Here is a 26844-nt window from a genome sequence, read left to right as displayed (position 1 = left end):
AGGCAAAAGATGGGTTCTTTCAAAATTCATAACCAAAAAAGCCAACCTCGTTTTCATATCGAAAACAAGGTTGGCTTTTTTAATTTTCATTATATGACACGGTTATTTCTCGGTATCTCGATTCAAAAGAGAGTTTTTTCTAGAGTATAAGAAGTAAACAGCCATACCAATGACAAGCCAAATAATAAAGCGAATAAATGTCTGACCATTCAAATTAAGAATGAGCACCCCACATGAAACGATAGCCAGGATTGGAATATACGGAACTCCAGGACATCGGAAGGCCCTTGGCAAATCAGGTTGTGTTTTTCTCATAACGATGACGGCGATCGAAATCAGAATAAATGCTGACAGGGTTCCAATGTTCACCAAACTAGCTAACTCATCTAGCGGGATCAGCCCACCCATTAATGCAGATAAAGTACCGAAAAACAACGTGTTAATGTAGGGCGTTTTATATTTGGAATGAACCTTGGATAATACTTTGGGGACTAAGCCGTCACGTGACATAGCAAACATAATGCGAGTTTGACCATAGAGCATAACCAGCATGACCGTTGTCATTCCTAAGATAGCTCCTATATCTATAATACCTGCAACCCAGTTCTGACCCGCAACCTGCAATACCAATGACACAGGGTGAGAGATACCTTCAAATTGCATAAACGGTACTATACCAGTCATAATCGCGCTAACAACGACATACAAAAATGTACAAACAACAAGTGAGAAAATAATGCCTCGCGGTAAATCACGAGCGGGATTTTTGGTTTCTTCAGCCGCTGATGAAACAGCATCAAAACCAATAAAAGCAAAAAACACAAGAGCTGCGGCTCCAAACACCCCATTGAACCCAAACGGTATAAACGGTGTCCAGTTATCTGGCTTCACATATTTAAAAGCAACGATGATAAACAATAAAATAACAACAATTTTTACGATTACCATGATGTTGTTTATCCGTTTTGATTCTTTTATCCCAAAATAAAGCAAGAACGTGATACCCATCAAAATTAAAAAAGCTGGGAGATTAAAATAAGTCGTTTGGTCTTTTAAAGCCCCAGGTGCAGCAGTGAATTCAAGCGGAATGTGAAGGCCAATTCCATTCAAAAATGATACAAAGTAACCCGACCAACCTGCGGAAACGGCGCTGGCTGCCAGCATGTATTCCAAAATCAAATCCCATCCAATAATAAAGGCCAATAGTTCCCCCATCGTTGCATATGTAAAAGTGTAAACAGAACCGGATACTGGAACGGTGGATGCAAACTCCGCATAAGCCAATGCTGCGAATAAACAGGCGAGTCCTGCAATCACAAAAGAAAGAACCAAGCCTGGACCAGCTGTAACTGCTCCCGTACCTGTCAACACAAAAATCCCCGTTCCAATAATGGCTCCAATTCCAAGCATCGTTAAATCAAACGCACCCAGTTCCCTTTTGAGTGCTTTTTCCCCCCGCGTAGCAGCAATCAACTGATCAATGCTCTTCTTTCTGAACAAGCTATTCCCCATCCATTCCATCCTCCTAAAAATTAATTTTTCATTTTTATAACCTCGTTTTATCACCTCAATTTAAATCAAATTTTAGCTAAATATGGAGTTAATTTCATAAGTATCTATCATTGAGAACATTATATATAAAAAAGAAAAAATGAAAACTGCTTTCGGAAATCCTCATTCATATTGTTACATTTGATCATTTTTCACGAATATATTTTCATAAATGAGGCCCTAAATTAGACAAAATGCCGCCATTTTAGATGACAGCAAATGTTAGAAACCTAGGGCACACAAGAGATTATCACATTCGTTGTCAGGTAATTAGAGCATTTGTCGTTAATTCACTTTTTATTCTGAGCATGCTTATGTATTCCTAAAGCATCACAAAAAAAAAGACCCGCCACAGCCAAAGCCGTGACGGATCCACTATCATTTTAACGTCTTCCTCCACCCATGTAGCGCTTGGAACGCGGAGGACCTAATATTTCTGCCCAAATCACACCTCTGCGCAGATCAGCCGTATCCACCGTATTACGGTCTTGCGAAGCTATCTCTGGCGCATCTGTAATTTCCCCTGACTCCCTCGCGTTGGATATACGATCGAGACGGGCTAAAACCAATCTGCGTTCTTCTTCCATAGCACGGATCCGATCCTCTAGAGTCGAACCGTTATCTAATGAATCCCGGTCCATCCGTTCTTCCGTTTCCGACCGATCGCCCACTTCTTCTATACGACGAGCCTCCATAACCGCCCGTCGTTCATTAGGAAATTGACGTTGCAACTCACCAGCAACATCCTGCTGGCGCTGCAATTGCCCATGTTCCGTTGTGAAGGGTCTGGATGACGTCGAGGGCCCGCGAGAACCATGATCACCCCCAAAGGTAGGCATACCTTTTCGCGGCGGTGATTTCCGCCCTGTACCTTGGATGCTTTTCCCCAAGAAGGACACCAAAGCAAAGCCAATCACGATCAGGATATACAAATGTTCAAAGATCCAGCTGATAAAGTTCATTACTCACCACCTAGCTGCCGTAATTCATCGGCTATGTCCCGTTATTAATCCCGGTTCTTGTTGTCATTCCCCGAGTTCTCATTCGGTTTGCCTAAGGAGCTACGCATTTGCGTATCTGCCTCAACATTTTTCAAATTCATATAGTCCATGACGCCAAGCTTCCCGCCACGCAGCGCTTCAGCCATTGCCAGCGGCACTTCGGACTCGGATTCCACCACGCGTGCTCTCATTTCTACAACACGTGCCTTCATTTCCTGCTCCTGCGCTACAGCCATCGCACGCCGCTCTTCCGCTTTTGCCTGCGCAATACGTTTGTCGGCTTCCGCCTGCTCTGTTTGCAGAAAAGCACCGATATTTTTACCTACATCAACGTCCGCAATATCAATGGACAAGATTTCAAATGCTGTCCCGGCATCCAAACCTTTGGACAATACAGTTCTTGAAATTGAATCTGGATTCTCCAATACGTCCTTATGCGAGTTACTGGAACCTACGGTTGTAACAATACCTTCACCGACCCGTGCAATAATCGTTTCTTCTCCGGCACCCCCAACAAGTCGATCAATGTTGGCACGCACCGTAACACGAGCTTTAACCTTTACTTCGATACCATCCTTGGCGACCGCAGCCACAATAGGTGTCTCAATAACACGCGGATTAACGCTCATTTGGACCGCTTGCAGAACATCCCGTCCCGCAAGGTCAATCGCTGCCGCACGTTCAAACTCAAGCGGAATGTTAGCTCGCTGCGCAGCAATCAACGCATTGATCACTCGGTCTACATTCCCTCCTGCGAGAAAATGGCTTTCCAGCTGGTTGATGTTCAAGCCCAGACCCGCCTTGGTTGCCTTAATGAGCGGATTGACAATTCGGCTTGGCGTGACGCGCCGTAACCGCATAGCTACCAGCGTAATGATACCAATGCGCACACCCGAAGCCAATGCTGAAATCCACAGCATCACCGGGAAGAAACTGAAAAATACGCTCAATACAATAATCACTACAACGGCTATCAGCAAAACGCTGACAATACCTGATTCGAACACTCGCATCATCCTCCATTAATCTAATTCTTTGTTGTTTACTAGTTTAGACGCTAGTGTCTGCCTTGACCACAATTCGCCCACCTTCTACTTTGGATACTATAATCGGCATATCTGTAGCAATAAACTCGCCGTTCGTTACAACATCGACTCGCTCATCAGCGATCAGCACCGTTCCGGCTGGACGAAGTGGTGTCAGACTGACACCCCGTTGACCTAATAGCATTTCCCGGTTCACAACTGAAGAAAAACCTTGGTCAGCCGTTAAACTTTCTTTAAGTATAAAACGGTTCCATATCCCTCGGTCCTTGAATACAACCGCGATGATCGCCACCACGGCAACCGCAGCTGCAAAGGCAATGCCCAAAGATATAAACGCGTGCTGCATGTTGTATGCTGCGCGAACAACTCCGGCGACAAGGCTGACGGAACCCAAAATGCCCAAAATACCAAAGCTTGGGATGAACATTTCAAGGATAAGCAGAGCCAGACCGATAATAAACAACAACCATGTCTCCGAACCTGCAAAACCAGCGATATAATTGCCGAAAAAATACAACCCAAATCCGAGTATGCCCAAAATTCCCGGTACACCAAAACCAGGTACGAGCAGCTCAATAACGACACCCGCGATACCGATAAATAAAAGCAACGTCTGCACAATTGGGTTGGTCAATATCTCGGCTGCTTTTTCAGCCCATGTTCGCTCCACATGAATTACATCATCCGTGCTGTAACCCATCCACTGGATAACTTCTTGTTCGGAAGACGCGATGTGATCCGCATAACCCAACTTCAGCGCTTCCTCACTGGTTAAAGAAATGATCTGACCATTTTCCTTATTAAAGTTCATCTCTGGAATAGATATGGTCGTTTTAGAGTCGACCATACCTCTGGCAATATCCGGATTACGTCCGCCAGCTTCTGCGGCAGATGCCATGCTACTCTTCCACCAGGCTATCGTTTTTGGATCTGTGATAGCCTGCCCCCTGCCGTCTACTAACGCTGCTGCTCCGATAATACTCCCCGGTTTCATAACAATTTTGTTTGCGCTCAACGCAATATAGCTACCCGCTGAGGCCGCTTCGCCCCTTATATAGGCTACGGTCGGAATTGGACTGTCTTTAATCAGTTTGCCCAGCTTCTCCGCTGTATCTACCCGTCCACCGGGAGTGTTAATATCCAGTAAAATCAGACCTGCTTTGAAATCTGCTGCTTCTGCAAATCCACGTTCCATAAATTTGCCCAGACCTTGCTCAATCTCCTGATCAACTGGTATAACAAACACAGCTCCACCTTTAGTTTGGGCCGCCGCTGATTCGGAATGAACTAAGGGTAACAGCAAAACGGATACCATAATCCACAACGTTAAAAAGATCAATTTGCGACTGGAGTGGTGATGTTCTCTATGCATTTCTCTCCCCCCTTTCGATCTTTCTATGTTACAGCATACCAAACTTTGTTAGACAAACTATACAGTTTTCAGGATTTAATGTGAAATTATTGGGTATATTGCTAATCCTGACGGCTGTCAGATACTTTACGCACCCAACGGACATCACGTTTCACACAATTAACGATAACGCTTACATATAAGAATCTTCTCATCATTACATTCTATGGTAGGCATCGCTTATATAGAAATAACACCCTCTGTAAACAGAGGGTGTTGTGTTTTCCTGTTTGTCGCAGGTTTATTGCAGAAATTGCTGAACCGCTTGGTTCACGAGCTTACCGTCAGCGCGGCCTTTTACCTTAGGCATCAAGGCCGTCATTACTTTCCCCATCTCGGCTTTCGAAGAAGCACCGGTTTCCTGGATGGTCTGCTGTACAATAACTTTAATTTCTTCCTCAGAAAGTTGTTCGGGAAGGTACTGAGCGATGATCTCTATTTCTGCTTTAGTGCTTGTCGCAAGTTCATCACGACCGGCTTTTTCAAATTCATGGAGGGCATCTTTTCGCTGTTTGATCTCACGACTCAGAATATCAAGCACTTCGTTGTCGTCCAAATCCCGTTTCAAATCTATTTCAAGATTTTTAATCGTAGAACGAACCATTCGAATGGTGGAGAGTTTGAACTTGTCCTTACTCTTCATTGCTTGCTTCATATCTTCGTTCAATCGTTCGCTCAAATTCATGATTGCTTAGATCCTCCTAGAACTTTCTCTTACGAGCAGCCTCGGACTTTTTCTTGCGCTTTACGCTTGGCTTTTCATAATGCTTGCGTTTCTTCACCTCAGCCAATACGCCATCCTTAGCAATGGAACGTTTAAAGCGACGAAGTGCAGCATCAATTGTCTCGTTTTTGCGAACTTTAGTTTCAGACACCAGTTTTCCCTCCCTCCGACCAGACCGTCCAAGAGCAATAACACGGTTCATCAAATTTTATTATAGGTGAAACGGAAACCAGGTGTCAACCTATAAGAAAAAATGAATACATAAAGGGCCATTTTTCTCCATTCACTTCCGTACTACTGAAAAGACAAGCTCTGTCATTTTTTAAGAATGTGAGTCCGAAATACCTGTCAAGGCACCCAATTTGGCGCCGCCCAGTAAGTGATAATGCAGATGCCCCACCGCTTGTCCACTATCCGGGCCACAGTTGTTAATCAACCGATAGCCAGACTCAGCGATTCCTAACTTTTTCGCAACCTCAACCGCAACACGATGAATCTCCGCGATAAGAGGAAGATCCTCCTCCGTCACAGCGTTCATCGAAGGAATATATTTTTTGGGAATAATGAGCACGTGTACTGGCGCCGCAGGCTGGATGTCATGAAATGCGAGCACATTGTCGGTTTCCAACACCTTTTTGCTGGGGATGGTTCCATCCACAATTTTCAAAAACAGATCGTCCATTCAAAACCCTCCTTTGGCAGTGAGCCGATCATAAGTAAATAGGCATAAACAGCCCTTGCTCTCGGCATTCAAAGTTATGTATTTCCCACACTGAATAGAAACATATACAGCCATGTTTGGTTATACTTATGTTTCTATATGTATCATAACGGAAAAAGGGTCTTAATACCAGTTTCCCTTACTAACTTCCTCTATAATAGCTTTCACCCCTGCATCAATTTGATCCAACTGCGCGCGCGAAATACTTATGCGCAAAAACTTCTCTTGTTCCCTATAGCCTGATAAATAAAAGCCTTTGCCAGCTACAACCTGGATGTTCCTCGCGGAAAGACACTGTACCAAGCGTTCCAAATTCACCGTCCGAGGCAGTTTAAACTGCATATAAACTCCTGAGGTTACAGCTGAAGTCTGAACGTATCCGGCCTGATTGTATCGTTCCACAGCCTTGTTAAGAGCACGAACGCGCTCCGAATACAGTTTGCATATCGTGTGCTTGTGGCGTTCATACATTCCATTTTTAATATAAATATCAAGCGCCGCCTGAGACAAAATAGATGTGTCGACATATCTTTTATAGGTATTAAACGTCTTCAATAGGGCTTCTGGCAATACCGCAACTCCTAATCGCAAGCCGGGGAAAATGATTTTCGAGAAGCTTTTCAAATAAATAACATGGTCCGTCTGGTCGTATGCATAAATGGGATCAAACAGATGATCGGCCCCCAAATCTGCCATATAGTCATCTTCTACGATGTACACATCATATTTGGCGGCTAAGGCAGCTATCGCTTTTCGCTCCTCTGTGTTGTAAGAGACTCCTAATGGATTATGATATCTTGACATGGTATAAAAAAACTTGATGCTCTCGTTCTTAAATTGATTCTCCAATTCGTGAAAATCCATACCTTCCGCTGTCCGGACGATGGTACTGACGGGTATGTTCTCTTCCTCCAGAAAACGCAAATATATATCGTAACTTGGCTGCTCGACCAAAACCTTTTCTTTGCCATTGGGAAACGGCATTTTAGCGAGTATCTCTAATGCCTGCTGAACACCCGAAGTAACGATAATCCGATCCATTTTTGCAAACACCTGAGTATCAGCCAAATGGGAAACCAACGTATGACGCAGTGTTTCCAGTCCTTGCGAATCGCCATAAGTGAACAGATGATATTTGTAGGTGTCAATAGCCTGATTCAAACAATGTTGGAAATCCAGATAAGGGAATACATTTAAATCCGGGGAGGCCGAAGCAAAATCAACGAAGTCTTGCATATGGCTATGGTGTAAATCGCCCGAATTTTCCACTACATAGTATCCACTTTGCGGTATGGAATAGATGGCGTGTTTCTTTTCAAGTTCAGCGTATGCCCGCAAAATCGTGCTTTTGCTGCACCTGTATAATTCAGAAGCCTCACGGACCGACGGCAGCTTGTAACCTGATTTATATTGTCCCTCGCGAATTTTAAGTTCTATATCCAATAAAATTGAAACGTATTTTTTCACAATATCCTCCCACCTGCTCTTTACATACTCATTACATGCTCATTTCATTACATGCTTATTCCGTCTTATGTTTCTTTACACGCTAGATGTTACCATGGTTTATGGATAAACAGGATACCTCATTTCATTGAACTGTACTGATACAGTTTTTATTATTGGATCATATTTGGGATGGTTTACGTGAAAAAGAGGCTGTTTCTTCATAATGGAAGAAACAGCCTTGCATGGTGATGATGTATGGATGCGCCTTAAAGTCACTTGTACTGTACAAGAACTGTAGGCGGGAGAGAGCAGAGAATTCACTATATCTGGCGACTAAGGAATTAGGATTAGTAATAAGGCAGCAAGCTAATCGCTGTCAACGCTGCAAGTGGCAGAATCAAACGATTAAAGCGACGGCGTCCGTATGGGAACCCATATGCATAAGCGGGTACTGGATACGGGTACGGGTACGGATACGGAGGATAAGAAGCATAGCCACCATAAGCACGGGAGCCGCAGCCACAATTGTTAGGCGGATATGGGAGATTAACATTGACATTCTCCATCTCGTCTCCACCCATAGGAACGGCTAAGTATATCTTTTCATCATCCACATGCTCTACAATGCCATCATACATTGTCCCGTCCTTCACCCATACGCATACATAACGATGCATATGTTTTTGACATAGTGTTTTAACATCCGTCTGTTCCGGTGCTGTAACTTTTTCGGTTGTCATGCTTTTTTCCATGGTTGTTTCCTCCTAGGCTCTTGCATGTATACCGTATGTTATTCAAAAACGGGCTATTTGCTACATCAAATTGGGCGAATTCCGGCTTGCAAAAAAAAGAAGCACCCCGGGAGCTCTTGGCAGAGCCCCTCTGAACGGACGTATGACGGGAAGATTTCTTCCGCAGCATACGTCCGCCGGGGTGCTGTATGATTAACTTGTCGGCTTGGCTGTATTATAACAATAGTTTGAAACTGTATCTGTGACCTGTATCACATTACTTCAAAAAGTTTCCATAACCACACGTGAGCCGCCTCCAGCCTGCTCTGCTGGAAGAACAACTAGCTTGCGCGGAAGACGGGCCCGTAGTTCAGGCACATGACTAATCACACCAACAGACAATTGATCGTGGTGCAGCTTTTCCAGTGAAGTGATCACTGTGTCAAGCAGCTCAGGGTCCAACGTTCCAAAGCCTTCATCCAGAAAGAAAAATTGCAGAGGGTATTGGCCCCGCAATTGAATTTGAGCCGACAGCGCAAGCGCAAGCGACAAGGAGGTCAGGAATGTTTCGCCACCGGACAAGGTCGATACTGGACGTTTGACCCCACCGTTGGCATCGTCACTAATGACAAAACCACCGCTGGAATCTACCTCTAGCGCGTAACGTTGCTTGGTCAGAAAACGCAGGCGGCGTGAAGCCGACTGGCTGACCTGCATGAGCTGCTCCTCGGCAATATATTCAACAAAGGCATTGCCACGAAAAACAGACTGGAGCTTGGACATTTTTTCCGCTTCGCTACGCAAATGTATACGATTGGATTCCAGCTTCATCCAGCGGACGTGTCGATGCTGCAAGTCCTCTAAATCACGCTCAGCCTTGGCGCGATTCTGGAGCGCCTCTTCATCGCGTGCACGGCAATCACGTAGCTGTGCAGTGGCCGTTTCCCACTGTTCCTCTGTTACCGTTGCTCCATTCAGCTGCTCTTCGACATGCTTTAAGCGGGAAGACAGCTCTTTTTCCCGTTCTCGATGCACACTCACTTCACGTTCATAACGTGCGACTTCTTCCGGTCCCAGGCAGCATTCCATGACCTCTGCTTCCGTAGCGAAGGAGGATGCTTCCAGACGGCTGCCCCAACGGGACTCTGCCATCTGACGTCTTTCTTCTGCCGAGTCGGAGGCCTGCCGGGCAATCAGTGAAGCATGAACGGCTTGCTGCTTACGTTCTTCCGCTTCGGTACGGCGGCGTGCCGCGGCTTCGGCTCCGTTTTTCAGTCCCAACAGTCGCGAGGTCGCTTCTTCCAGCAATGAAGCCGCTTGGCCATCTCCAACCCATTTTCGGAGCTGTGCTAGCTTTTCACGAAGCGAATCATCTTTACTTTGGAGCCCTGTACGGCGGGCAATAATGATTTTGTCCTCCTCGATGATACTCTGCTGTATCTGTTGAACACGCGCCGCCTTTCCTTCGAGGAAGGTCACACTCGTCTCCAGCCGGGACCGCAGTTCTTCCGCACGCCCGTCGCGCTCCTGCATAGCACGGTAACGCTCCGCAGCTTCGCTCGGAGCGACATCCGTTAGCTGCGCCGCCCATTCGGCGCGTAGCCCCTCGCTGCGCGTGGTGCATGCCTCGCGCTTGCTGCGTGCCTGCGTCAGCGCTGCAGCTGCTGCCTCCTGCTCGGCAGCAGCACGGATGCGCCGCTGCTGTCCGGCGGCGTCTGCCTCGCGTAGCGCCTGTGCCTCGGCAGGCAGTGCATGCGCACGTGCGGCTAGCTCTGCCGCAGCACGCTCCAGCGCCGTGCAGCGCTCCACCCAAGCGGCAATACCGCGCGGCTCTACTGGCGTTGCCGCAGGCGTGAAAGGCTCGCCCGTGGCGGCAGCGCCGCTGTCTGCGGTGGCGGGCTGCGCCAGCAAGCTGCGCTGCTCGTGCAACTGCTGGCGCAGTGTGAGGCGCAGCTCCTGCAAACCAAGCCGCAGGCGGTGCAGCTCATCTGGCGCAGCGGCATCCGCGCTATGCGCCGCAACGACGGCAGGCGCGGGGTGATGCAGCGAGCCGCACACTGCGCACGGCTCGCCTTCGCGCAACTCAGCAGCGAGATGCTGTGCGAGACGCCCCAGCTCCTCGGCACGGAGCTCGTGGCGCAGTTGTTCTTCCTCGGAGGCCAGTGACGACATATCGGCGGTGATCTCTGCCTCCAACGTCAGCAATGCCTCAATGCCATCAGCTGCCTGTGCAGCAAAGGCAGAACGCCATGCCTCTGTCTCCTGTGTCTCCTGGTCCGTCAGCTTTAAACGTTCGTCAGCTTGCGCAAGACGTTTCTCCTGAGCGGTGTACTCCAGTTCAGCTTCACGCAATTGCTCATTCGCGATTTCCAGCTGTTGCAACCGTTGCACAGCCTCTTGCAGCATACGCCGCTCATCTGCCCGCACTTCATTTTGCTTTAGCTCTTGTTGAAGCTCTTGCTGTCGCTTCAAACCTCGCGTCTGTAGCTCTTGTTCCTTTGCGAGTCCTTCTGCATGTTCAGCAAGGGTTTGTTCGCTTTGCACAAGCTCGGCCGCCAGACGTTCCCGTTCAATACGCAATGCTTCCGTATCACGCTCCAGTTGAAGTGCCTGCTCTAGTTGGTCGATCCGCAGCAATAGCTTCGGTTCTTCGGCACTGAGTGCTTGCCGGGCCTGCTCATCTGCTTGCGCAGACACAAGCGCAGCCTCCTGCGCGGTAGTGGCCAAGACTTCCATTTCTTCGGCAGTCTTTTGCCGTTTTTCCGCTTCAGCAATGGCTTCCTTCCATTCCGTCAGCGCAGGCAGCAATGCCTCGGCTGCAGATGCTTGGCGAAGCTTGCGCTCCAGCAAAGCAATGCCCGGCTCCTGTGCTGCCAACTGCTCCAGCTCGTTCGATCTTTGGCTGAGCTCGACGACCAGCTCACGGGTTTTGTTTAGCGCCTCCCATTCACGTGAGACACGCTCTAGCTCACGACGCGAAGCTTCTGCATTGGCAATCGCCTCTTTGAGACGCAGCTCTACATGTTCAAGCGCTTCAGCACTGGCATCCCCCAGCCCTTGCTGCTCTGCCTCTAACGCTTTCAGTGCGGTATCGTTATCTTTCACACGACGGCTTAGCTTCTGTGCAAGTTGGTCTCCATACTTCTCCAGATGGAACAAACGCTGTAGCATCTGTCTGCGTTCACTGCCCTTTAAGGACAAGAATTCCGCAAACTTTCCCTGCGGCAATACGACAGCTCGTGTAAAATCGTCCATTTTCAGGCCGATATACTCCTCCACACAGCGCGTCACATCCTGCACCTTATCGGCAAGCACTTCCTCGCCATCCTCTGTTAACGCAATAAAACGGCTAAGCGTATTATTAACCGATACGCCTCCAGCACGTTTGAAACGTCGTTCTACACGGTAACGACGAGGACCTTGAGCTGACATTAATTCAAACGTAAATGCAACAGACAATGTATCCTCAGCATGATTCATAATGCCTTGTGTACCATTCACTGCCCGCTCCACTTTACCGTACATAGCCAACGTAATGGCATCCAGCAGCGTTGATTTTCCACTACCCGTTGGGCCAAATATTCCGAACAGCCCAGTTTCGGTCAAATCGTCAAAGCGAATTTCCTGCGACTCCCGGTAGCTTTGCAACCCCGCCAGTTTTAGAAGGATTGGTTTCATTCGTCATCCTCCTCAGCGTGGTCTCTTGCATCATCCTGTTCCACCAGTTCCAGAAACAACTGTACTAATCCGTCATCTGGCTGTGCTCCACCTGTCTGCCGCTGATAGAATGCCCGGAACAACTCATGCACTGGCAGTTCTGATCGTTGGTGCTCCAACTGTGCGGCAGCCATTTCTGGATACATGGGGCGAATATGAATGATGCCTTCACGGCTTTTGCGCAGCCGCTGAATATCTCCCATCGACATCGCTTCATCCAGCGTAATTTCCAGATCAATAAAGGCATCGGCATCCAATCCTTCGTCCAGCCAGCGATATACTTCCTCCAGACCTCCCCGTGCGCGCCACCTCACTAATGGGCGTCCACTGGTGATATACAGTTCCTCGACCAGAGCAGGCTTGCCAGCAACCACGTCAATTAACGTAACCGATTTGGCTTGTCCGGCTTCGGAAAAGCTATAAGCCAGCGGCGAGCCACTGTAACGCATCAGCCCGTCTCCCTTCACATATTGGGGACGATGCAAATGTCCTAGAGCCGTATACTGTGCCCCAATGCTCAAAGCAGACGGATCTACGGTATACGCCCCCCCGACCTGAATCGGGCGTTCCGAATCGGACTCCAGCCCGCCGAGCACATAAATATGGCTCATCGACAAATTAACGGTGTCAGGCCCAAATGCTGTGCCCAGCTGTGACATCAGCAAGCCCACACGGCGACTGTATGCCTCGCGCAAGACTGTTTCATCTCCGTCTTCAGACAATAGCTCGTTCAGACGAGACTCGGACGGATATGGCAAGGCTGCAATGCATGCCATTTCACCCGTTCGCGGTGTACGAACGCGTACCGCTTCTCCATGGGGCAGTCCCAGCAACGTAATTCCACGCCCGCTCACCAGCGGTGTGACCGAGGATACCCTTTCCGGCTGATCATGATTGCCCGCAATAACGACTAGTGGTCTTCCTCCAGCCGTAAGACGGGCAGACGTTTCATAAAACAATTGCTCGGCTGCGGCCGAAGGATTGACTGAGTCGTATACGTCTCCAGCCATCATAATCAAATCGGCCTGCTGATCGTCAGCCATTTTCGCCAACTCTTCCAAAAACGCCTCCTGCTCCTTCAAACGGCTGCGTCCTTCCAACGTGCGGCCCAAATGCCAATCACCTGTATGCAAAATCCGCATGCTATTCCTCCTCTCCCTATCTATATAACTACAGCTGTACACTCTCTCCAGCTTCTAAAAAATACAGCCACTTCTCAGCGACCTTTTTGCTTGTAATCTCTTCGATCACACGGGCATACAGCTCCAATTGAAAACGATATTGGTCTGTTAAATGGGACAATGTACGATATTCAGATATCCGATCTGTTTTATAATCCACCAGCACGAGTCCTTCGGGAGTTTCAAATAGACAGTCAATAATCCCGTTCATCAGCACTTTATCCCCATCCTGTCCACCTTCCGAACTTGTTTCTTGTCCTGGTGACATCGATGGTAAGCTGTGGTTCCAGTAATCGATTGCCCGCATGGTATAAGTAAACGGAAGCTCTCTTTGAACATGGGATGCCCCCAGCATTCTGCTACCCAGCTCACTAGTGAAAAAGCGTAATATTTTATCCGTATCTAGCGCCTTTGCATGAACATCCAGTAACATACGCTGATTGAGCAAACGAGCCTTGGTTTCCTCAATAACTTCGGCGCTCATCCCCCCATCTAATGGCAAATGCAGCATCAACGTATGATAGACTGTTCCTCGTTCCGTTGGAGTCAGTCGCTGATTCCCCATAAACTTAGGTCTGCGCAAGTGTAATTGACTTCCCCCAGTGTGAGAATCCTCCGGTGACTCTGCTAGTAGGGAGGTAGATAGATTCAGCCAATCGTCCGAACCCATCTCCTGCATTTCCAGCCATCTTTTCATCTCAGTGACCGATGTATTGGCTGCCGTCTTGCCAGCCCGTTCATACGGATAGATCCAGGAAAGAGCAGCTTCAATATCCGTTTCACTCTCTTCGTTCAAGTCGATTAGCTCCGCATTTCTCAGTGCTTCTGTCTTCTTTTGGCGCTCTTCGCCCGACACCTCTTCCTCATGATCTGAGTTCACACGAGAGCCGGAAAGTGTTTCCGAGGCTACGATTTTAAATAACCAGTCTGTTCCCCGCATATGTTCCAGCCTGTGATAGTACCCATCCTGATCACCTGCCGCTTCCCTCAACAAAGTAGCAGAAGGATGCCGAATCAAAGCAGGACCTACCCAGTCCAGATAGCTGCGGCCTGCCGCCAGCATATAGTCTGGTAAGACCGTTTCCGTATGTTCTTTGGCACGTGCCCAACCCGCTGCGCGCGAAGCGAGGTCCTTCACAGTTCCGGTCATAATTAGCTTTTCACGCGGACGCGTAAGCGCCACATATAACACCCGCATTTCCTCAGCCAATAGCTCCAGCTGTGAGCGTCGGCGGATCGCTAAATTAGGCAGTGTAGGGTAGCTGACACGATTTTGTTCCTCCACATATTTAGGACCAAACCCCAACTCCTTGTGCATAAGAAACGGCGCATTGAGATCCTGTTGATTGAACATTTTTGCTGTCCCGGCAATAAACACGATAGGGAATTCAAGTCCTTTACTTTTATGAATGGTCATAATACGGACAGCCTGATCGGGTTCAGTCCCCCCGCTAATGGATCCTAAATCACCGCCTCGCTCCCGTAGACGGGAAATAAAGGTCAGAAATCGGAACAATCCTCGGTTGGACGTAGAAGTCTCATACTGTCTCGCTCGGTCATATAGCGCCCGCAAATTGCTTTGACGCTGTGAGCCGCCAGGCAGTCCACCGACCCAATCCAGATATCCTGTTTCCTCCAGCACATTCCAAATCAATGCACTTAAGCTTCCTTGTCGGGCTTCCTGCCGCCAGGCTTTCAAATTACGCAAAAATGAACGTAGTCGGGCAGATAACGTATTCCCGTCATTTCTATTACCAAAGTCAGATGAAGATAAAGAGTCCTTAGGGAAAAGATCCAACTCCATGATGTCAGCTGAGATCCCTTTTTCACTTTCTTCCAGTGGGTCAGCTTCTGCCGCCGCCAGCAATGCGTCATAAAATAATCCATCCGGCTTCTCCAACCGAATTTGTGCAAGTTCATCTTCGGTCAAGCCAACAATCGGCGAACGAAGCACGGATGCAAGCGGGATGTCCTGCTGCGGATTATCAATAATGTGCAACAGAGACAACATCACCTCAACTTCTGTTGCTTTAAAAAAGCCTGTCGTCTGCTCCCCTGAAGCCGGAATGCCCTCAAGCCGCAGTTCCTCTACAATTAGGGGGGCCCACACGCTTGCGGAACGAAGCAAAATGACGATATCGCCGTAGACTGCCGGGCGCATCGCTTTTAATCCTCTGTCGTAAATCAACAGTGGTTGTCCAGTGTCTCCGGTCAGTTCTTTAATCCGTTGCGCGATCGCACGAGCCTCTAACTGTGCCGTTTCTAGCTCCGCAAGCTCAGCCAGCTCACTTTCCTGTAGAGCAGATTCGTCCCCCGTTTCGGACAGCTCCGAAGCCTCGGAAAGACCCTGTCCACCCTTATCAACTAAGAGCAGCTCAGGTGCGTATATAGATGCGGTGTCTTGATCCGACGGGTCGGGATAGGATGCGCCGTGTACCAGCCAGGCTCGTTCATCGTACTCAATTTCCGCCACATCCACACTCATAATCTGGCGGAACACCAAATTGACCGCATCGACAACTTCCTGCCGACTGCGGAAATTACGCGCCAGATCAACTAAAAAGCCATCTTCCTGCTCCTGCATGCCGTACCGTTGATACTTATTCAAAAACAGACCCGGCTCCGCCAGCCGAAACCGATAAATACTCTGTTTCACGTCGCCCACCATAAAACGGTTACCCGGTTCCTCCCGTGATACCAGCCTAACGATATCTTCCTGTACGGTATTCGTATCCTGATACTCATCCAACAGCACCTCGTCAAATTGCGCTTTGTATTCGAGTGCAGCGTCGGAAGGTAGTAGCTTGTACGGAGTAGAATCGGGATGTCGTAATATTTTCAGACAATAATGTTCCAAATCCCCGAAATCCACCAACCCTTTTGACTGCTTGTGCTGTTGAAATCGTTCCCCGAATACAATCACGGTTTCTACCAATTCGTCCATCAGCGGAGCCGCGGCGTGTAGCTCCTCCCAATAGGCTTCTGCTCTCCTGCCAAACAGGGAAGCCTTCATATCTGTAATCATTTTTTTGGCTGCTTCGCGTAGCGTCTTAACCCGTTCCTGCAATGCAGGCTCAGTCTGATCTTTTTTGACCGGCTTGAGCTTACCGAAGGCAGCTGCCTGAAAATGATCATATAGAGATGCCCACGGCTGTGTCTCCAGCTCTTGCAGCAATCCCTTCACCATCGCCGCATCCTCTTGCAGCGTCACGGCATAAGGTGCAGGACCGCCGGGCTGCATAGCTGTTTCATGCGCCTGTTCCAGCAAGCTCGCTGCTCCGCGCAAAGAAAGTACGGCATCCGCCAAAATGCTGCGAACCCAGGGAGTCTCTCCCAAAGCGGCTACATCCTGTACACGAAATGCTGCCGCTGTCTCCCGCAGCCAATGTTCTGGCCAAGGATGACTTTGAGAAAAATCATACAACCGCTGAACAAGCACGTACATTGCATCATCGGTGCGTTCTCCACTAAACCAGTCGACCAGTCTGCGGAATGTACTACCTTCATCATGAGCCTCATATTTCTCCTCAAACAGTTCTTCTAGAAGCTCCTGACGCAACAATTCTGTCTCATGCTCATTCATAATCCGAAAACCAGGATCAAGAGGAATGGCCTGATAATGCCTGCGGATGACCTCCATACAAAATGAGTGAAGCGTCGTAATCGAGGCCCGATTCAGCAACGACAGCTGGCGGCGTACATGCTCACTTTCCGGTTCCTGTTCCAACACACGTTCCAACGCTTCGCGTATCCGTTGACGCATTTCGGCGGCTGCAGCCTTCGTAAAGGTTGCTACCAGCAACCGATCCACACTGAAGCCAAGCTGGGGATCGACAATTTTACGAATAATACGCTCTACGAGCACCGCTGTTTTACCAGACCCTGCCGCTGCCGCGACCAGCATGTTGTTACCCGATTCCGAAATGGCACGCCACTGGTCATCGCTCCACATACTGCCTTCCGGCTTCGGCATGTCTTTAGTGTTTGACGTGCCTATCATTGGTCCATTCCTCCTTTCCCTTCCTGTGTATGACCCAACAGATTCCAGATTTGATCCTTACCGGGTTTACCCCATTGATTGTAGCCACTGCCCTCCAGACTGTCGTCAAATTGACAAACAGGCTTAAAAGAACAGAAGGTACAAGCCGTCTCTTGCTGGATTCGATAAGGTTCAATGGCCACATCGCCCTCTGTCATCCGTGTACCAATCGTCCGAATATTATTACGCACCGAAGCTAGCAGACTGTCCCACTGTTCCGGCGAAGCAACCGAAGCACTGCTATAAAAACTGCCGTCTGCTTTCACCGCAACAGGTAAAATAGAGGAATATCCTTTGTCCAATGCTGTATCCATTTGTCCAACTACATCCCGATCTGCAAGCAATAATCCTTTCATCTTAAAACGTTTCAAAAGCTCCTGACGGGCCTGTTCTGCGCTAAGACCGTTAGGCGACTGCAACATCGGATTGTGGACGTGAAAATACAGGGTACCCGCTGGATAAGCTGTCTCGCCCAACCATTCCTCCGCCGCATTCAGTAGCACATCCAGGTAGGTGAGCATTTGCAAGGACAGGCCATAGTACACTTCATGCAGCTTGAGATCCTTTTGGCTAGATTTGTAATCGATGACACGCAAAAGTAACCCCTTTTCTCCCTCTGCCACATCTACACGGTCAATCCGTCCAACAATTTCCATCACAACGCCGTTATCTAACCGGAAGCTTAACGGAGGAAGCTGCTGACCCGGTCCAAAGTCCAACTCCAGCCCAATCGGCTCAAAACTACCTCTTCGCGCATGTTCACCTAAAATCAACGAAGCACGGCTCACGATGTCTTTCAATTTGCGCAAAATGTAGCCATACCGCTTGGAGCTCATTAAAATCTCGCCTTGCAGACGAGGAGCCAAACGCTCCACTGTACTTTCCGCCTCTTGTCGGCATTCCTCGGTGCTGAGACTGCCCCAGCTGACATTGCGTTTACGCAGATTGATCGCCATCTCTCCAAGCGCTGCATGGAATAATTGTCCGATATCCGGGGCCTTCAGGCGATACATTTGACGTTCCTTCAAACGAAGACCGTGAGAGGCAAAGTGCGAAAATGGACATGCAACAAAACGTTCCATACGAGATACGCTGGTACGCAGCTTGCTACCGTACAGACGGCGGCTTGTTTCCTTCTGCATTTCGGCATGGTTCTCATAAAAAAGTGAGGTCAACAGCTGACGCAGCTTGTCCTTCTCACGCCCTTGCTGGCTTGCATACCAGTTATATACCTCCCACCAAGGAGATAAAATGTCACCGCCACGTCGCCAATGCCGTAATTGCGCAGTGAGCTGCGGCAAAGCCTCGGACGGATGAGAAGCATACTCCCATTGCGTCGTCCAAGCATCCCCAGGCAAAGGGTATCCAGCCAACGGACGTTCGTCCAGACTAGGAAACAGGTGCCGCACATGTCGTACTAACTCAGACGGCAACAATGACTTGCCTTCTTCATCAGTCACTGCATAGCTCATCCACAGGCTTTTACCGGCTGAGGTAAGGGCCGTATAAGCGAGAAAACGTTCGTCCAACAGACGTCTTGTCATATCCGGCGCCAGCTCTACGCCTCGTTCATTTAATGCCGTACGCTCCTGCTCATTCAGCACACCGTCCTCATGGAACACAGCCGGCATCACACCTTCGTTCATACCTAGCACAAAGGCATGTTGAATACCGGATACACGCGTACGGTCCGTGTTTCCGACCAGAACCTGATCCAGAGCCGGCGGAACAAGTCCCATACGGAACTCGGCCAATCCCGTTTCCAGCACACCCGCAAACAAAGAGGTATCCAGCCTCTCATCACCCATCATTTCGACGATTTGATCCAGTAGTTCAAGCACTGCATCCCATACCTGACGATGCTCCTTCGCCTGCTCAGGTTTTCCTGCTTCCTCTGCCTGATGAATGAAGGCGTCCAGCTTGTGGCCGATTTCTGCATCCTCCAGTAACAGATATACCGCTTCACACTTCTCAAGTGCAGTTCGTGCCTTGCCCACACGTTTCTCAAACGCACGTAAAGGCGTCACGATCACATCCCGGCATAGCTCCATCAAATCTAACGTTTCATCCCGCCTACGGTTCCGTTCTTGCTCCTCCAGCTCCAGTGACAAGCTGGGCACAGCCTGCCACGGCCGACCATCTGTCCAACGGCTGCCTTGTATTCCGCAGGCCAGAACATAGTTTTCCAAACGGTCCATCTCCTCGCGGCTCACCCGACCGTCCAGCGGCAGTAGAAGGTCTGTTTTGACCGCACGGAATACATCCTCATACCGCCAACGCCGCTGCACGATATCCAGCGAAGCCCGAATCAATTCCACCAAAGGATGATGTAATACACTTCTTCGCTGATCCAGAAATACTGGAACCTCATACTGTTTGAATATCGGTTCCACCCATGGCTCATAATCTTCAATATGACGTACAAACAGAGCCATCTTTCGGTAACGCGCGCCTTCATCTCGGGCCAGACGGCGCATTTCGCGTACAGCCCCTTCCAGCTCTGCACGGCGATTAGCCGCAGTGTACAGTTTTATGCCCTCCGGCTGTTCTTCTGTCCACTGCTCTCGTAGCTGCTGCAGCCGCATCCGTTGTTCCTGATTCCGTAACCCTGTACGATGTTCAAAGTTAGCCTCCAAATATGCCAACGCTGGACGCTCCTTAAATCTCGGCAGCGGATCAGGGCGCAGTAATTGTGTCTGCGTCTCTATCATCAGCTCGTCCGCCATTCCTTTGAGCTTTACATACGTAGCCGCCGAAGGATGAAACAAATCCAACTCATGCGGAAGCTGTCCGCCCTCGTAGCTGCGGTTGCAAGTCAGCGCCACCGTCAACGAAGAGGCATGCAGCATAAGTTGCTCCACCACCTTGTATTCATGTGGTGTAAATCTACGGTAGCCATCCATCCAAATGTCTGCTCCACGCACAAGGGAAGACTCCGCAATCTGTTCTGCCAGCATGCGCAGCGTATCTTCACCGTCTATATATTTAAGCGTCAGCTCTCGTTCAAAATCCTCATAGATTAGACTGATATCTTTGAGCTTGCCGCGCAAAATCGGAGTTGACTCTCCAACAGCGTTCATTCGCTCCAGTTGCTCAGGTACAGACCGAGTATCACTTCCATACTGCTTTAGCTCCGTAAACAATGTATTCAACCGATCCACAAAGCCGAGCTGGTCTCCCGAATCCTTAAACAAGCTCAGTTCATCCTTGCGACGACGAATAATTTTATATAAAAGCATCTTCTTGCCTTCTTCCGTTACAGGCACCAGTGCTGAACCCCCGGTTTCCTGCATAACTAAATAGGCAAGACGATGAAATCCCATCACTTGGGCGCGCACCGACCCCTGAATACCGTTTCCGGCTTCTGTAAGTAACGCATGCTCGGAAGCAAATGACGATTGCTCCGGTACAAGTAACAGCATAGGCTTACCTAGCGGCTCCTTGCGTAACATAGACGTCATTTCATTGCGGATTAACGTACTTTTACCACTACCAGAGCGGCCAATCAACAAGCGGACCGACATGATGCGGCCTCCTTTCCAACGAACAACATTCTATTAAACAGTATAGCATATCAGGCAAGGGAGAAAAGAACGTACGTTTGCCATGTTGTAGCAATTCATCCTCCCCCTAAAAAACAAATCAGTCCCGCAGGTTGGCTTGGTGCATGCCTTCTCTACAGGACTGATTTATACCTAAAATGAGTCTATTTTACCTATTTAATCACCAAAAAGGCGATTGACTTTGACTTTGTATGAAACCTAAAGCTGTGTCCGGCTGCGCACCTCAAAGATGGCGAATTTCAAGTAATGGCCTTCCTCCACACCCAAAATTTGAGGATGGTCCTTACCAGCCGCTCTCCAGTCTACCAGACGAAGGATTTTGCCGGCATCTGCCGCCGCTTCCTTAATAGTGTCCAAAAACAGCTCTGGCCGCATATGGAACGAACAGCTCGCTGTCACCAGATAGCCGCCCTCATTGACAAGTTTCATCCCATGCAGGTTGATATCTTTATACCCACGTGTAGCTCCTTTGACAGCGTTCTTTGTTTTGGCAAAGGCTGGCGGATCGAGAATGACCACATCAAAGGTGCGTCCGCCACCTGCTGTCAGCGGCTTGGATGTATCTCCTTTGCCCCCGGCTCGTGCATTGCGTTCCTCTACACCTTTCACTTGATTGCGCAAATATTGAAAAGCATCGTCGACGACAAACTCGACGCGTTCCTCAAAACCGTTCAGCTTGACATTATCCCGCGCACTTTCAATCGCATGCTCAGAAATATCAAGACAAGTTACTTTTTTAGCACCATGTTTACATGCATTGAGCGTAAAGCTTCCCGTATGCGAAAAACATTCCAATACGGTTGCGCCATCCCAGAATGGGAATTCAACAACCTTACCACTTTTATTCACTGGCTTCAACACCGTTGTGCCCGCATCTCCTGAGTCTGCAGCTACTTCTTGTAGCGTAATTCCACTACGTGCTCCCCAACCTGTCATCAATGGTGCTATGGCCGCACGATTTTCACGCTGGTCAAAGAAATAACCCGTCTTCTGGCCCTCTACGATATCAACCTTGATGTGCAGGCCATTTTCCGTCACCACCACATGACGCGGGCAATCACCGTACAAAGGACCCTTCGTTTGTTCCAATCCTTCCAGCTCACGGATGGATACATCACTGCGCTCATATATACCAACAGGACCCACTACTTCAACGAGCGCATCCCTGATTTCTTCCCTTCGCCGATCCATGCCAAGCGTTAACAACTGCACGACCAACACATCACCAAATCGATCTACAATCAGTCCAGGCAAAAAATCAGCCTCGCCGTACACCAACCGATAAGCGTCTCCCCCGGTCACAAAACGTTGGCGGTGCTCCAGACATTTGCGAAAGCGTTGGGCAAAAAAGTTTTGATCCATTGCTTCCAGCGGCTCATAGGACATCACACGTACTGTAATTTGTGAAGCCGGATTATAGTAACCTGTCGCCAAATAACGCCCCTGATGATTAACGATGCTGACCAAATCGCCTGCCTCTGGGTCACCCTCAATCTTGGCTATTTCGTTTTTAAACACCCAAGGGTGTGCGTGCTCCAGCCTTTTTTTACGGCTGCGTTCTAATATTACTGAAGGCAAAATCCTTCACTCCCATTCTTGAATTACTCAAAGTGTTAAAACGTTGTTCGATAGGGGCGCGGCTCCGCGGATCATTTGATCTTACGATCGCTGTTGCAACGGGATTCTTGGAATTAGGTAACACATTTAAAGGTAAGAATCCCGTTGCAAAGGCGAACGCTGGCGCTTCTCCAGATTCAAATGAACCGCTCCGCTACTGCCCGCCTGTATATCGACGTCACGCTTTTAAAGCTTGTGAAGATACTACAAAAATTATCGTTCTATAAAAAAACAGCTCGGCCATGCTTGTCATGGCTGTCCCCGACAGATCATAGGCTGTTACATAAGTATTTTCACCTAGAAAAGGGGGCTATGCCCGTGTTTATACATGTTATACTCCCGCTGTGCGGTGGGCTGTTTATTTTTTTGGGCGGGATGAAGCTGATGGAAGCAGCCCTCCGGCATTTGGCCGGCCCCTTCCTCACCCGCTGGTTGAACCGCGCCACCGTTTCCCCTTGGCGGGGCATGCTGTTCAGCTCAGGCATTACCGCCCTGCTGCAAAGCAGCACCGCCGTAACGGTGCTGACGATCGGACTGGTCAACGCCGGGCTGTTGACCTACGGCCGCACGCTCGGCATCATTCTCGGCACCAATATCGGCACCTGCCTGACCACCGAGCTGATGGGGCTCCAGCTCGGCAAGCTGGCTGTTCCGCTGCTCTGCGGCTCACTGCTCTGCTGGAGTACTGCCGTCCTGTGGAGTGAAGCTGTCCCCAGCCGCCAGTATGTGTCTGCCGGAGCTTCATCCGGCTCCCATGGGCTCAGCCGTCCGCAGGCTGTACAATATATCAGCCTCGTCTTTGCTGGATTTTCGCTGATTCTGGCGGGTATTCGCGTGATGCAGTCGGTCGGACCCTGGATTGAGCAGGCCGGACTATTCCGTTGGTTTCTTGATCACGCTGCAGCCAACATGTGGTGGGCCTTCGCTGCGGGAGCCTGCCTGACCGCGCTGGTTCACAGTAGCGCAGCCGTCATTGGCATGGCGATTAGCCTTGCCGCTGCGGGAGCCTTGCCAGCCGATGTGGGGATCGCCATCGTCATCGGCTCCAATGTAGGCACCTGCGTAACCGCCCTGATTGCCGCTGTTGGCGGCAGCGTGTCCGGCAAATTTGTAGCCTGGTCCCACGTGCTGCTGAACGTCGGCGGAGCCTTGCTCTTTATGCCGTTGATCCCTGGTCTGGAGATAGCCGCTGCCTGGATATCTACCGAGCCCGGAGCCAAGGTAGCCCATGCCCAAACTCTGTTTAACGTTATTAGCTCTCTGCTGGTCTTGCCTCTCTGCTATCTACCTGTATGGACGCGTTTAGAGGATCGTATATCTCCCCACAGAATCAAACATTAATTCCTAGCATGGACAGCGCCTTGCTTAAAATGACATCATTATTGTCATATCCACCCTGGCGCTGGAGACGCCATGCTTCCTCAGGCGTATGCCACGCAACTCCTTTAATTTCTTCGATCTGTGCCTGTAAATCCCCATCCAGTGCCTCTACGAGATAATAATGTACTTCTTTATCTACTTCCCCAAATTCTGGATGCTGATACGTATAAGCAATCATATCTACATGCTGGATAATCCGCCCGTTCAACCCTGTTTCCTCGCGAATTTCACGTAAAGCCGTCTGTTCGATTGTTTCTCCCAACTCCATTTTCCCTTTAGCCAAGGATACCTTGCCATATCGGTCAGTAATGAGCTGAATTTCAAGCTGCTCCCCCTGTTTGCGAAACACAACGCCGCCTGCGGAAATTTCCTTTTTTGCTGCCATCCTGTAATCTCCCTTCCTTGCGCAACAAGGATTCCGTCCTCTCTGTAAGGAAAGGCGAAATCCTTGTCTGCCATCTCTATTGCCTGTTCAGGCTTTTTTTGTTCTTACAGAGCTGTTTGCAACCCATTCTCTAGTACGCGGACCAATTGGCCTTCACTTTCATTAATGCCTGCCTTCGTCAGCTTCACGCGGCATACCTTGCCAACCAGATCCTCAGTACCTTCAAACGCCAGTTGAATATAATTGTCACTATATCCATGGAGTATGCCGCTATCTTCGGTCCCTTTCGGCGCAACTTCCGGAATGACCTCCAGCACCTGACCTACAAACTTCTCAGCATACGCCAGTTGCATTTGCTCTGACAGTTGTATCAGCTCATGCACTCGTGCATTTTTCACGTCTTCGTCCACCTGATCCTCCATACGCGCCGCAGGAGTTCCACTGCGCTTGGAGTACGGGAACACGTGCATTTCCGAAAAACCGATTTTTTTCATCAGCTCATAGCCATTGCGGAACATTTCATCCGTCTCCCCAGGGAAGCCGACAATCACGTCCGTTGTAATCGCTACATCTGGCATTGCTTTGCGAATCATAAGCATTTTGTTATAAAACTCTTCTGTCGTGTACTTGCGACGCATCCGTTTCAATACAGTGTCATCCCCCGCCTGAAGCGGTATGTGAAAATGACGAACCAGCTTGGTGGAACGATTCAGCACATCAAGCATTTTTTCATCAATCTGGCTGGCTTCAATCGAACTGATACGGATACGCTCCAGCCCTTCCACCTTCTCCAGATCCCACAACAGATCAGATAGGTCATAATTATCCATGTCATCACCATAACCGCCAGTGTGGATACCTGTGAGTACAATTTCCTTGTAGCCTGCGTGTACCAGTTGACGTGCCTGTGCAATAATGCTCGCAGCGTCACGACTGCGGGATAGACCCCGCGACCACGGAATGATGCAGAAGGTACAGAAGTTATTGCACCCATCCTGAATTTTCAAAAAGGCCCGAGTATGATTAGCAAAATCAGGCACATCCATTTCCTCAAATACACGCGTTTTCATAATATTGCGTACGGCGTTCACCGGTTGACGCGTCCCTTGAATTTCCTGCACGAACGGAATGATTTTGTCCCGGTCCTGAGTCCCGATAACGAGATCAACGCCAGGAATATCCATAATTTCGGCAGGAGAAGTTTGGGCGTAACAGCCCGTCACTGCCACAATGGCATCTGGATTCCGGCGAATCGCGCGGCGAATGATCTGACGACTCTTTTTATCACCGGTATTCGTAACGGTACATGTATTAATAAGATAGACATCAGCAGTCTGCTCATCAAAGTCCACCTGTTCATAACCTTCATTTTTAAACAGCTGCCAGATCGCTTCTGTATCATAAAAGTTTACCTTACAGCCCAATGTGTAAAATGCCACTGACGGCATATTAAACCCCTCCCATTTCTCCTGTCTCATATAAAATGCATGCCAATGCAGCCATTCCTGCGGTCTCCGCACGCAAAATACGTCTTCCCAGTCCTGTAGACTGGGCTCCAGCCTGCTCGGCTTCCAGACTTTCCGCTTCAGTAAAGCCGCCTTCCGGGCCTACCACTAGCAGAACACGCGGCATGTCCGTCGACGCCCATTGTCCTGCCAAAGGCTGGATTACATCCCGTAGCTGTTTACCCTGCTCTTTTTCATAACAATAACATATCAAATCATACCCAGCAAAAGAAGCCAGAAGTTCTTTCCACGTCATGGGCGCGCTAATTTCTGGAATCCGGTTACGGTGGCTTTGTTCAGCCGCTTCCTTCACAATCTTGCGCCAACGCTCCAGTCGCTTGCCTTCTTTTTTGGCATCATACTGCACGACCGTACGCTCGGACAAAAACGGTACAAACCCGGTTGCTCCGATTTCTGTACATTTTTGCATCACCGTCTCCATCTTGTCTCCTTTAGGAAGACTCTGAGCGATGGTGACCTGCACATGTGGTTCAGAGGTCATCTTCAGCGGCTCAATAATCGTCGCCGTAACATGATCCTGCTCAATCGTATCCAAAGCAACCAGCGCTTCTTTAGATACCCCGTCACTAACTATAATTTTGTCACCACTACGGCCCCGCATGACTTTAGCGATATGCCGCGCGTCCTCACCCGCGACAATCACGTGATCTTCTAGAAATTGCTCTGCCGGAATAAAATAACGCTGCATTCTCTCTCACACCTATTCCTGGATTTTGCAAAATCCTCATTCTAAAAATAACTGTTATCCACTAGCGTTCCGTACAAAATCCGAATAAATCACCAAGCAACATCATATCATCTT

The 26844-nt window shown here is 49.1% G+C and carries 18 protein-coding genes; 1 reads left to right on the top strand and 17 read right to left on the bottom strand.

Going from position 1 to position 26844, the window contains the following annotated elements:
- Positions 1 to 102: 102 nt before the first annotated feature.
- The 14 genes from bcaP to NLX73_RS02065 form a co-directional block, all read right to left on the bottom strand.
- The gene (gene bcaP, locus NLX73_RS02130; RefSeq protein ID WP_254325253.1) at positions 103 to 1512 is read right to left on the bottom strand and encodes a branched-chain amino acid transporter BcaP; all 1410 of its coding nucleotides are present in this window, start codon (positions 1510 to 1512) and stop codon (positions 103 to 105) included.
- A gap of 422 nt (positions 1513 to 1934) precedes the next feature.
- Positions 1935 to 2513, bottom strand: a complete 579-nt coding sequence (locus tag NLX73_RS02125; protein ID WP_254325252.1) for a hypothetical protein — start codon at positions 2511 to 2513, stop codon at positions 1935 to 1937.
- Between the two features lie 44 nt (positions 2514 to 2557).
- A complete protein-coding gene (floA, locus tag NLX73_RS02120) occupies positions 2558 to 3559 on the bottom strand; it encodes a flotillin-like protein FloA (protein WP_348620123.1) in 1002 nt (333 codons plus the stop codon).
- A 43-nt stretch (positions 3560 to 3602) separates the two neighbouring features.
- Entirely contained in the window at positions 3603 to 4970 is a 1368-nt protein-coding gene (locus NLX73_RS02115; RefSeq protein WP_254325251.1) for an NfeD family protein, read from the bottom strand.
- A 280-nt stretch (positions 4971 to 5250) separates the two neighbouring features.
- Positions 5251 to 5694: a GatB/YqeY domain-containing protein gene (locus NLX73_RS02110; RefSeq protein ID WP_013311146.1), complete on the bottom strand. Its 444-nt coding sequence runs from the start codon at positions 5692 to 5694 to the stop codon at positions 5251 to 5253.
- Positions 5695 to 5710: 16 nt separating this feature from the next.
- A complete protein-coding gene (rpsU, locus tag NLX73_RS02105; protein ID WP_005547957.1) occupies positions 5711 to 5884 on the bottom strand; it encodes a 30S ribosomal protein S21 in 174 nt (57 codons plus the stop codon).
- Positions 5885 to 6055: 171 nt separating this feature from the next.
- On the bottom strand, positions 6056 to 6415 hold the full coding sequence (locus NLX73_RS02100; RefSeq protein WP_025722131.1) for a histidine triad nucleotide-binding protein: 360 nt from the start codon (positions 6413 to 6415) through the stop codon (positions 6056 to 6058).
- Between the two features lie 162 nt (positions 6416 to 6577).
- Positions 6578 to 7921: an aminotransferase-like domain-containing protein gene (locus tag NLX73_RS02095; RefSeq protein WP_254325250.1), complete on the bottom strand. Its 1344-nt coding sequence runs from the start codon at positions 7919 to 7921 to the stop codon at positions 6578 to 6580.
- 329 nt (positions 7922 to 8250) lie between these two features.
- The gene (locus NLX73_RS02090) at positions 8251 to 8655 is read right to left on the bottom strand and encodes a hypothetical protein (RefSeq protein WP_254325249.1); all 405 of its coding nucleotides are present in this window, start codon (positions 8653 to 8655) and stop codon (positions 8251 to 8253) included.
- A 261-nt stretch (positions 8656 to 8916) separates the two neighbouring features.
- Complete coding sequence (locus NLX73_RS02085; protein WP_254325248.1) at positions 8917 to 12312, bottom strand: AAA family ATPase; 3396 nt, start codon at positions 12310 to 12312, stop codon at positions 8917 to 8919.
- Entirely contained in the window at positions 12309 to 13493 is a 1185-nt protein-coding gene (locus NLX73_RS02080; RefSeq protein WP_254325247.1) for an exonuclease SbcCD subunit D, read from the bottom strand. The genes NLX73_RS02085 and NLX73_RS02080 overlap by 4 nt, the downstream gene beginning before the upstream one ends.
- A 28-nt stretch (positions 13494 to 13521) precedes the next feature.
- A complete protein-coding gene (addA, locus tag NLX73_RS02075) occupies positions 13522 to 17532 on the bottom strand; it encodes a helicase-exonuclease AddAB subunit AddA (RefSeq protein ID WP_254325246.1) in 4011 nt (1336 codons plus the stop codon).
- The gene (gene addB / locus NLX73_RS02070; RefSeq protein ID WP_254325245.1) at positions 17529 to 21095 is read right to left on the bottom strand and encodes a helicase-exonuclease AddAB subunit AddB; all 3567 of its coding nucleotides are present in this window, start codon (positions 21093 to 21095) and stop codon (positions 17529 to 17531) included. The genes addA and addB overlap by 4 nt, the downstream gene beginning before the upstream one ends.
- Before the next feature lie 237 nt (positions 21096 to 21332).
- On the bottom strand, positions 21333 to 22712 hold the full coding sequence (locus NLX73_RS02065; protein ID WP_254325244.1) for a class I SAM-dependent rRNA methyltransferase: 1380 nt from the start codon (positions 22710 to 22712) through the stop codon (positions 21333 to 21335).
- 357 nt (positions 22713 to 23069) lie between these two features.
- Here NLX73_RS02065 and NLX73_RS02060 point away from each other — a divergent pair, with 357 nt between their 5' ends.
- Entirely contained in the window at positions 23070 to 24092 is a 1023-nt protein-coding gene (locus tag NLX73_RS02060) for a Na/Pi cotransporter family protein (protein WP_254325243.1), read from the top strand.
- On the opposite strand, the gene NLX73_RS02055 is transcribed toward NLX73_RS02060, so the two are convergent.
- From NLX73_RS02055 to NLX73_RS02045, 3 genes are all read right to left on the bottom strand, one after another.
- Positions 24082 to 24516 (bottom strand): NUDIX hydrolase, encoded by a 435-nt coding sequence (locus tag NLX73_RS02055; protein WP_013311157.1) that lies wholly within the window; start codon positions 24514 to 24516, stop codon positions 24082 to 24084. The two genes, NLX73_RS02060 and NLX73_RS02055, sit on opposite strands and share 11 nt — an antisense overlap.
- A gap of 104 nt (positions 24517 to 24620) precedes the next feature.
- The gene (gene mtaB / locus NLX73_RS02050; protein ID WP_103049601.1) at positions 24621 to 25964 is read right to left on the bottom strand and encodes a tRNA (N(6)-L-threonylcarbamoyladenosine(37)-C(2))-methylthiotransferase MtaB; all 1344 of its coding nucleotides are present in this window, start codon (positions 25962 to 25964) and stop codon (positions 24621 to 24623) included.
- Between the two features lies 1 nt (position 25965).
- Positions 25966 to 26730 carry a 16S rRNA (uracil(1498)-N(3))-methyltransferase gene (locus tag NLX73_RS02045; protein ID WP_254325242.1) on the bottom strand — a complete coding sequence of 255 codons (765 nt, stop codon included), beginning with the start codon at positions 26728 to 26730 and terminating at the stop codon, positions 25966 to 25968.
- Between the last annotated feature and the right edge of the window lie 114 nt (positions 26731 to 26844).

The organism is Paenibacillus sp. CH40, assembly GCF_024213605.1.
Taxonomy (GTDB): Bacteria; Bacillota; Bacilli; order Paenibacillales; family Paenibacillaceae; genus Paenibacillus; species Paenibacillus polymyxa_B.
The sequence above is the reverse complement of the archived record's forward strand: the minus strand, read 5'-3'. Positions and strand labels throughout refer to the sequence as shown.

Bases quoted from the DNA above. Each gene is read 5' to 3' on its own strand.
- NLX73_RS02100 (WP_025722131.1), bottom strand. From the start codon at position 6,415: ATGGACGATCTGTTTTTGAAAATTGTGGATGGAACCATCCCCAGCAAA.
- NLX73_RS02090 (WP_254325249.1), bottom strand. From the start codon at position 8,655: ATGGAAAAAAGCATGACAACCGAAAAAGTTACAGCACCGGAACAGACG.
- mtaB (WP_103049601.1), bottom strand. From the start codon at position 25,964: ATGCCGTCAGTGGCATTTTACACATTGGGCTGTAAGGTAAACTTTTAT.
- NLX73_RS02055 (WP_013311157.1), bottom strand. From the start codon at position 24,516: ATGGCAGCAAAAAAGGAAATTTCCGCAGGCGGCGTTGTGTTTCGCAAA.
- NLX73_RS02110 (WP_013311146.1), bottom strand. From the start codon at position 5,694: ATGAATTTGAGCGAACGATTGAACGAAGATATGAAGCAAGCAATGAAG.
- addA (WP_254325246.1), bottom strand. From the start codon at position 17,532: ATGATAGGCACGTCAAACACTAAAGACATGCCGAAGCCGGAAGGCAGT.
- addB (WP_254325245.1), bottom strand. From the start codon at position 21,095: ATGTCGGTCCGCTTGTTGATTGGCCGCTCTGGTAGTGGTAAAAGTACG.
- NLX73_RS02085 (WP_254325248.1), bottom strand. From the start codon at position 12,312: ATGAAACCAATCCTTCTAAAACTGGCGGGGTTGCAAAGCTACCGGGAG.
- NLX73_RS02080 (WP_254325247.1), bottom strand. From the start codon at position 13,493: ATGCGGATTTTGCATACAGGTGATTGGCATTTGGGCCGCACGTTGGAA.
- NLX73_RS02115 (WP_254325251.1), bottom strand. From the start codon at position 4,970: ATGCATAGAGAACATCACCACTCCAGTCGCAAATTGATCTTTTTAACG.
- NLX73_RS02045 (WP_254325242.1), bottom strand. From the start codon at position 26,730: ATGCAGCGTTATTTTATTCCGGCAGAGCAATTTCTAGAAGATCACGTG.
- bcaP (WP_254325253.1), bottom strand. From the start codon at position 1,512: ATGGGGAATAGCTTGTTCAGAAAGAAGAGCATTGATCAGTTGATTGCT.
- NLX73_RS02125 (WP_254325252.1), bottom strand. From the start codon at position 2,513: ATGAACTTTATCAGCTGGATCTTTGAACATTTGTATATCCTGATCGTG.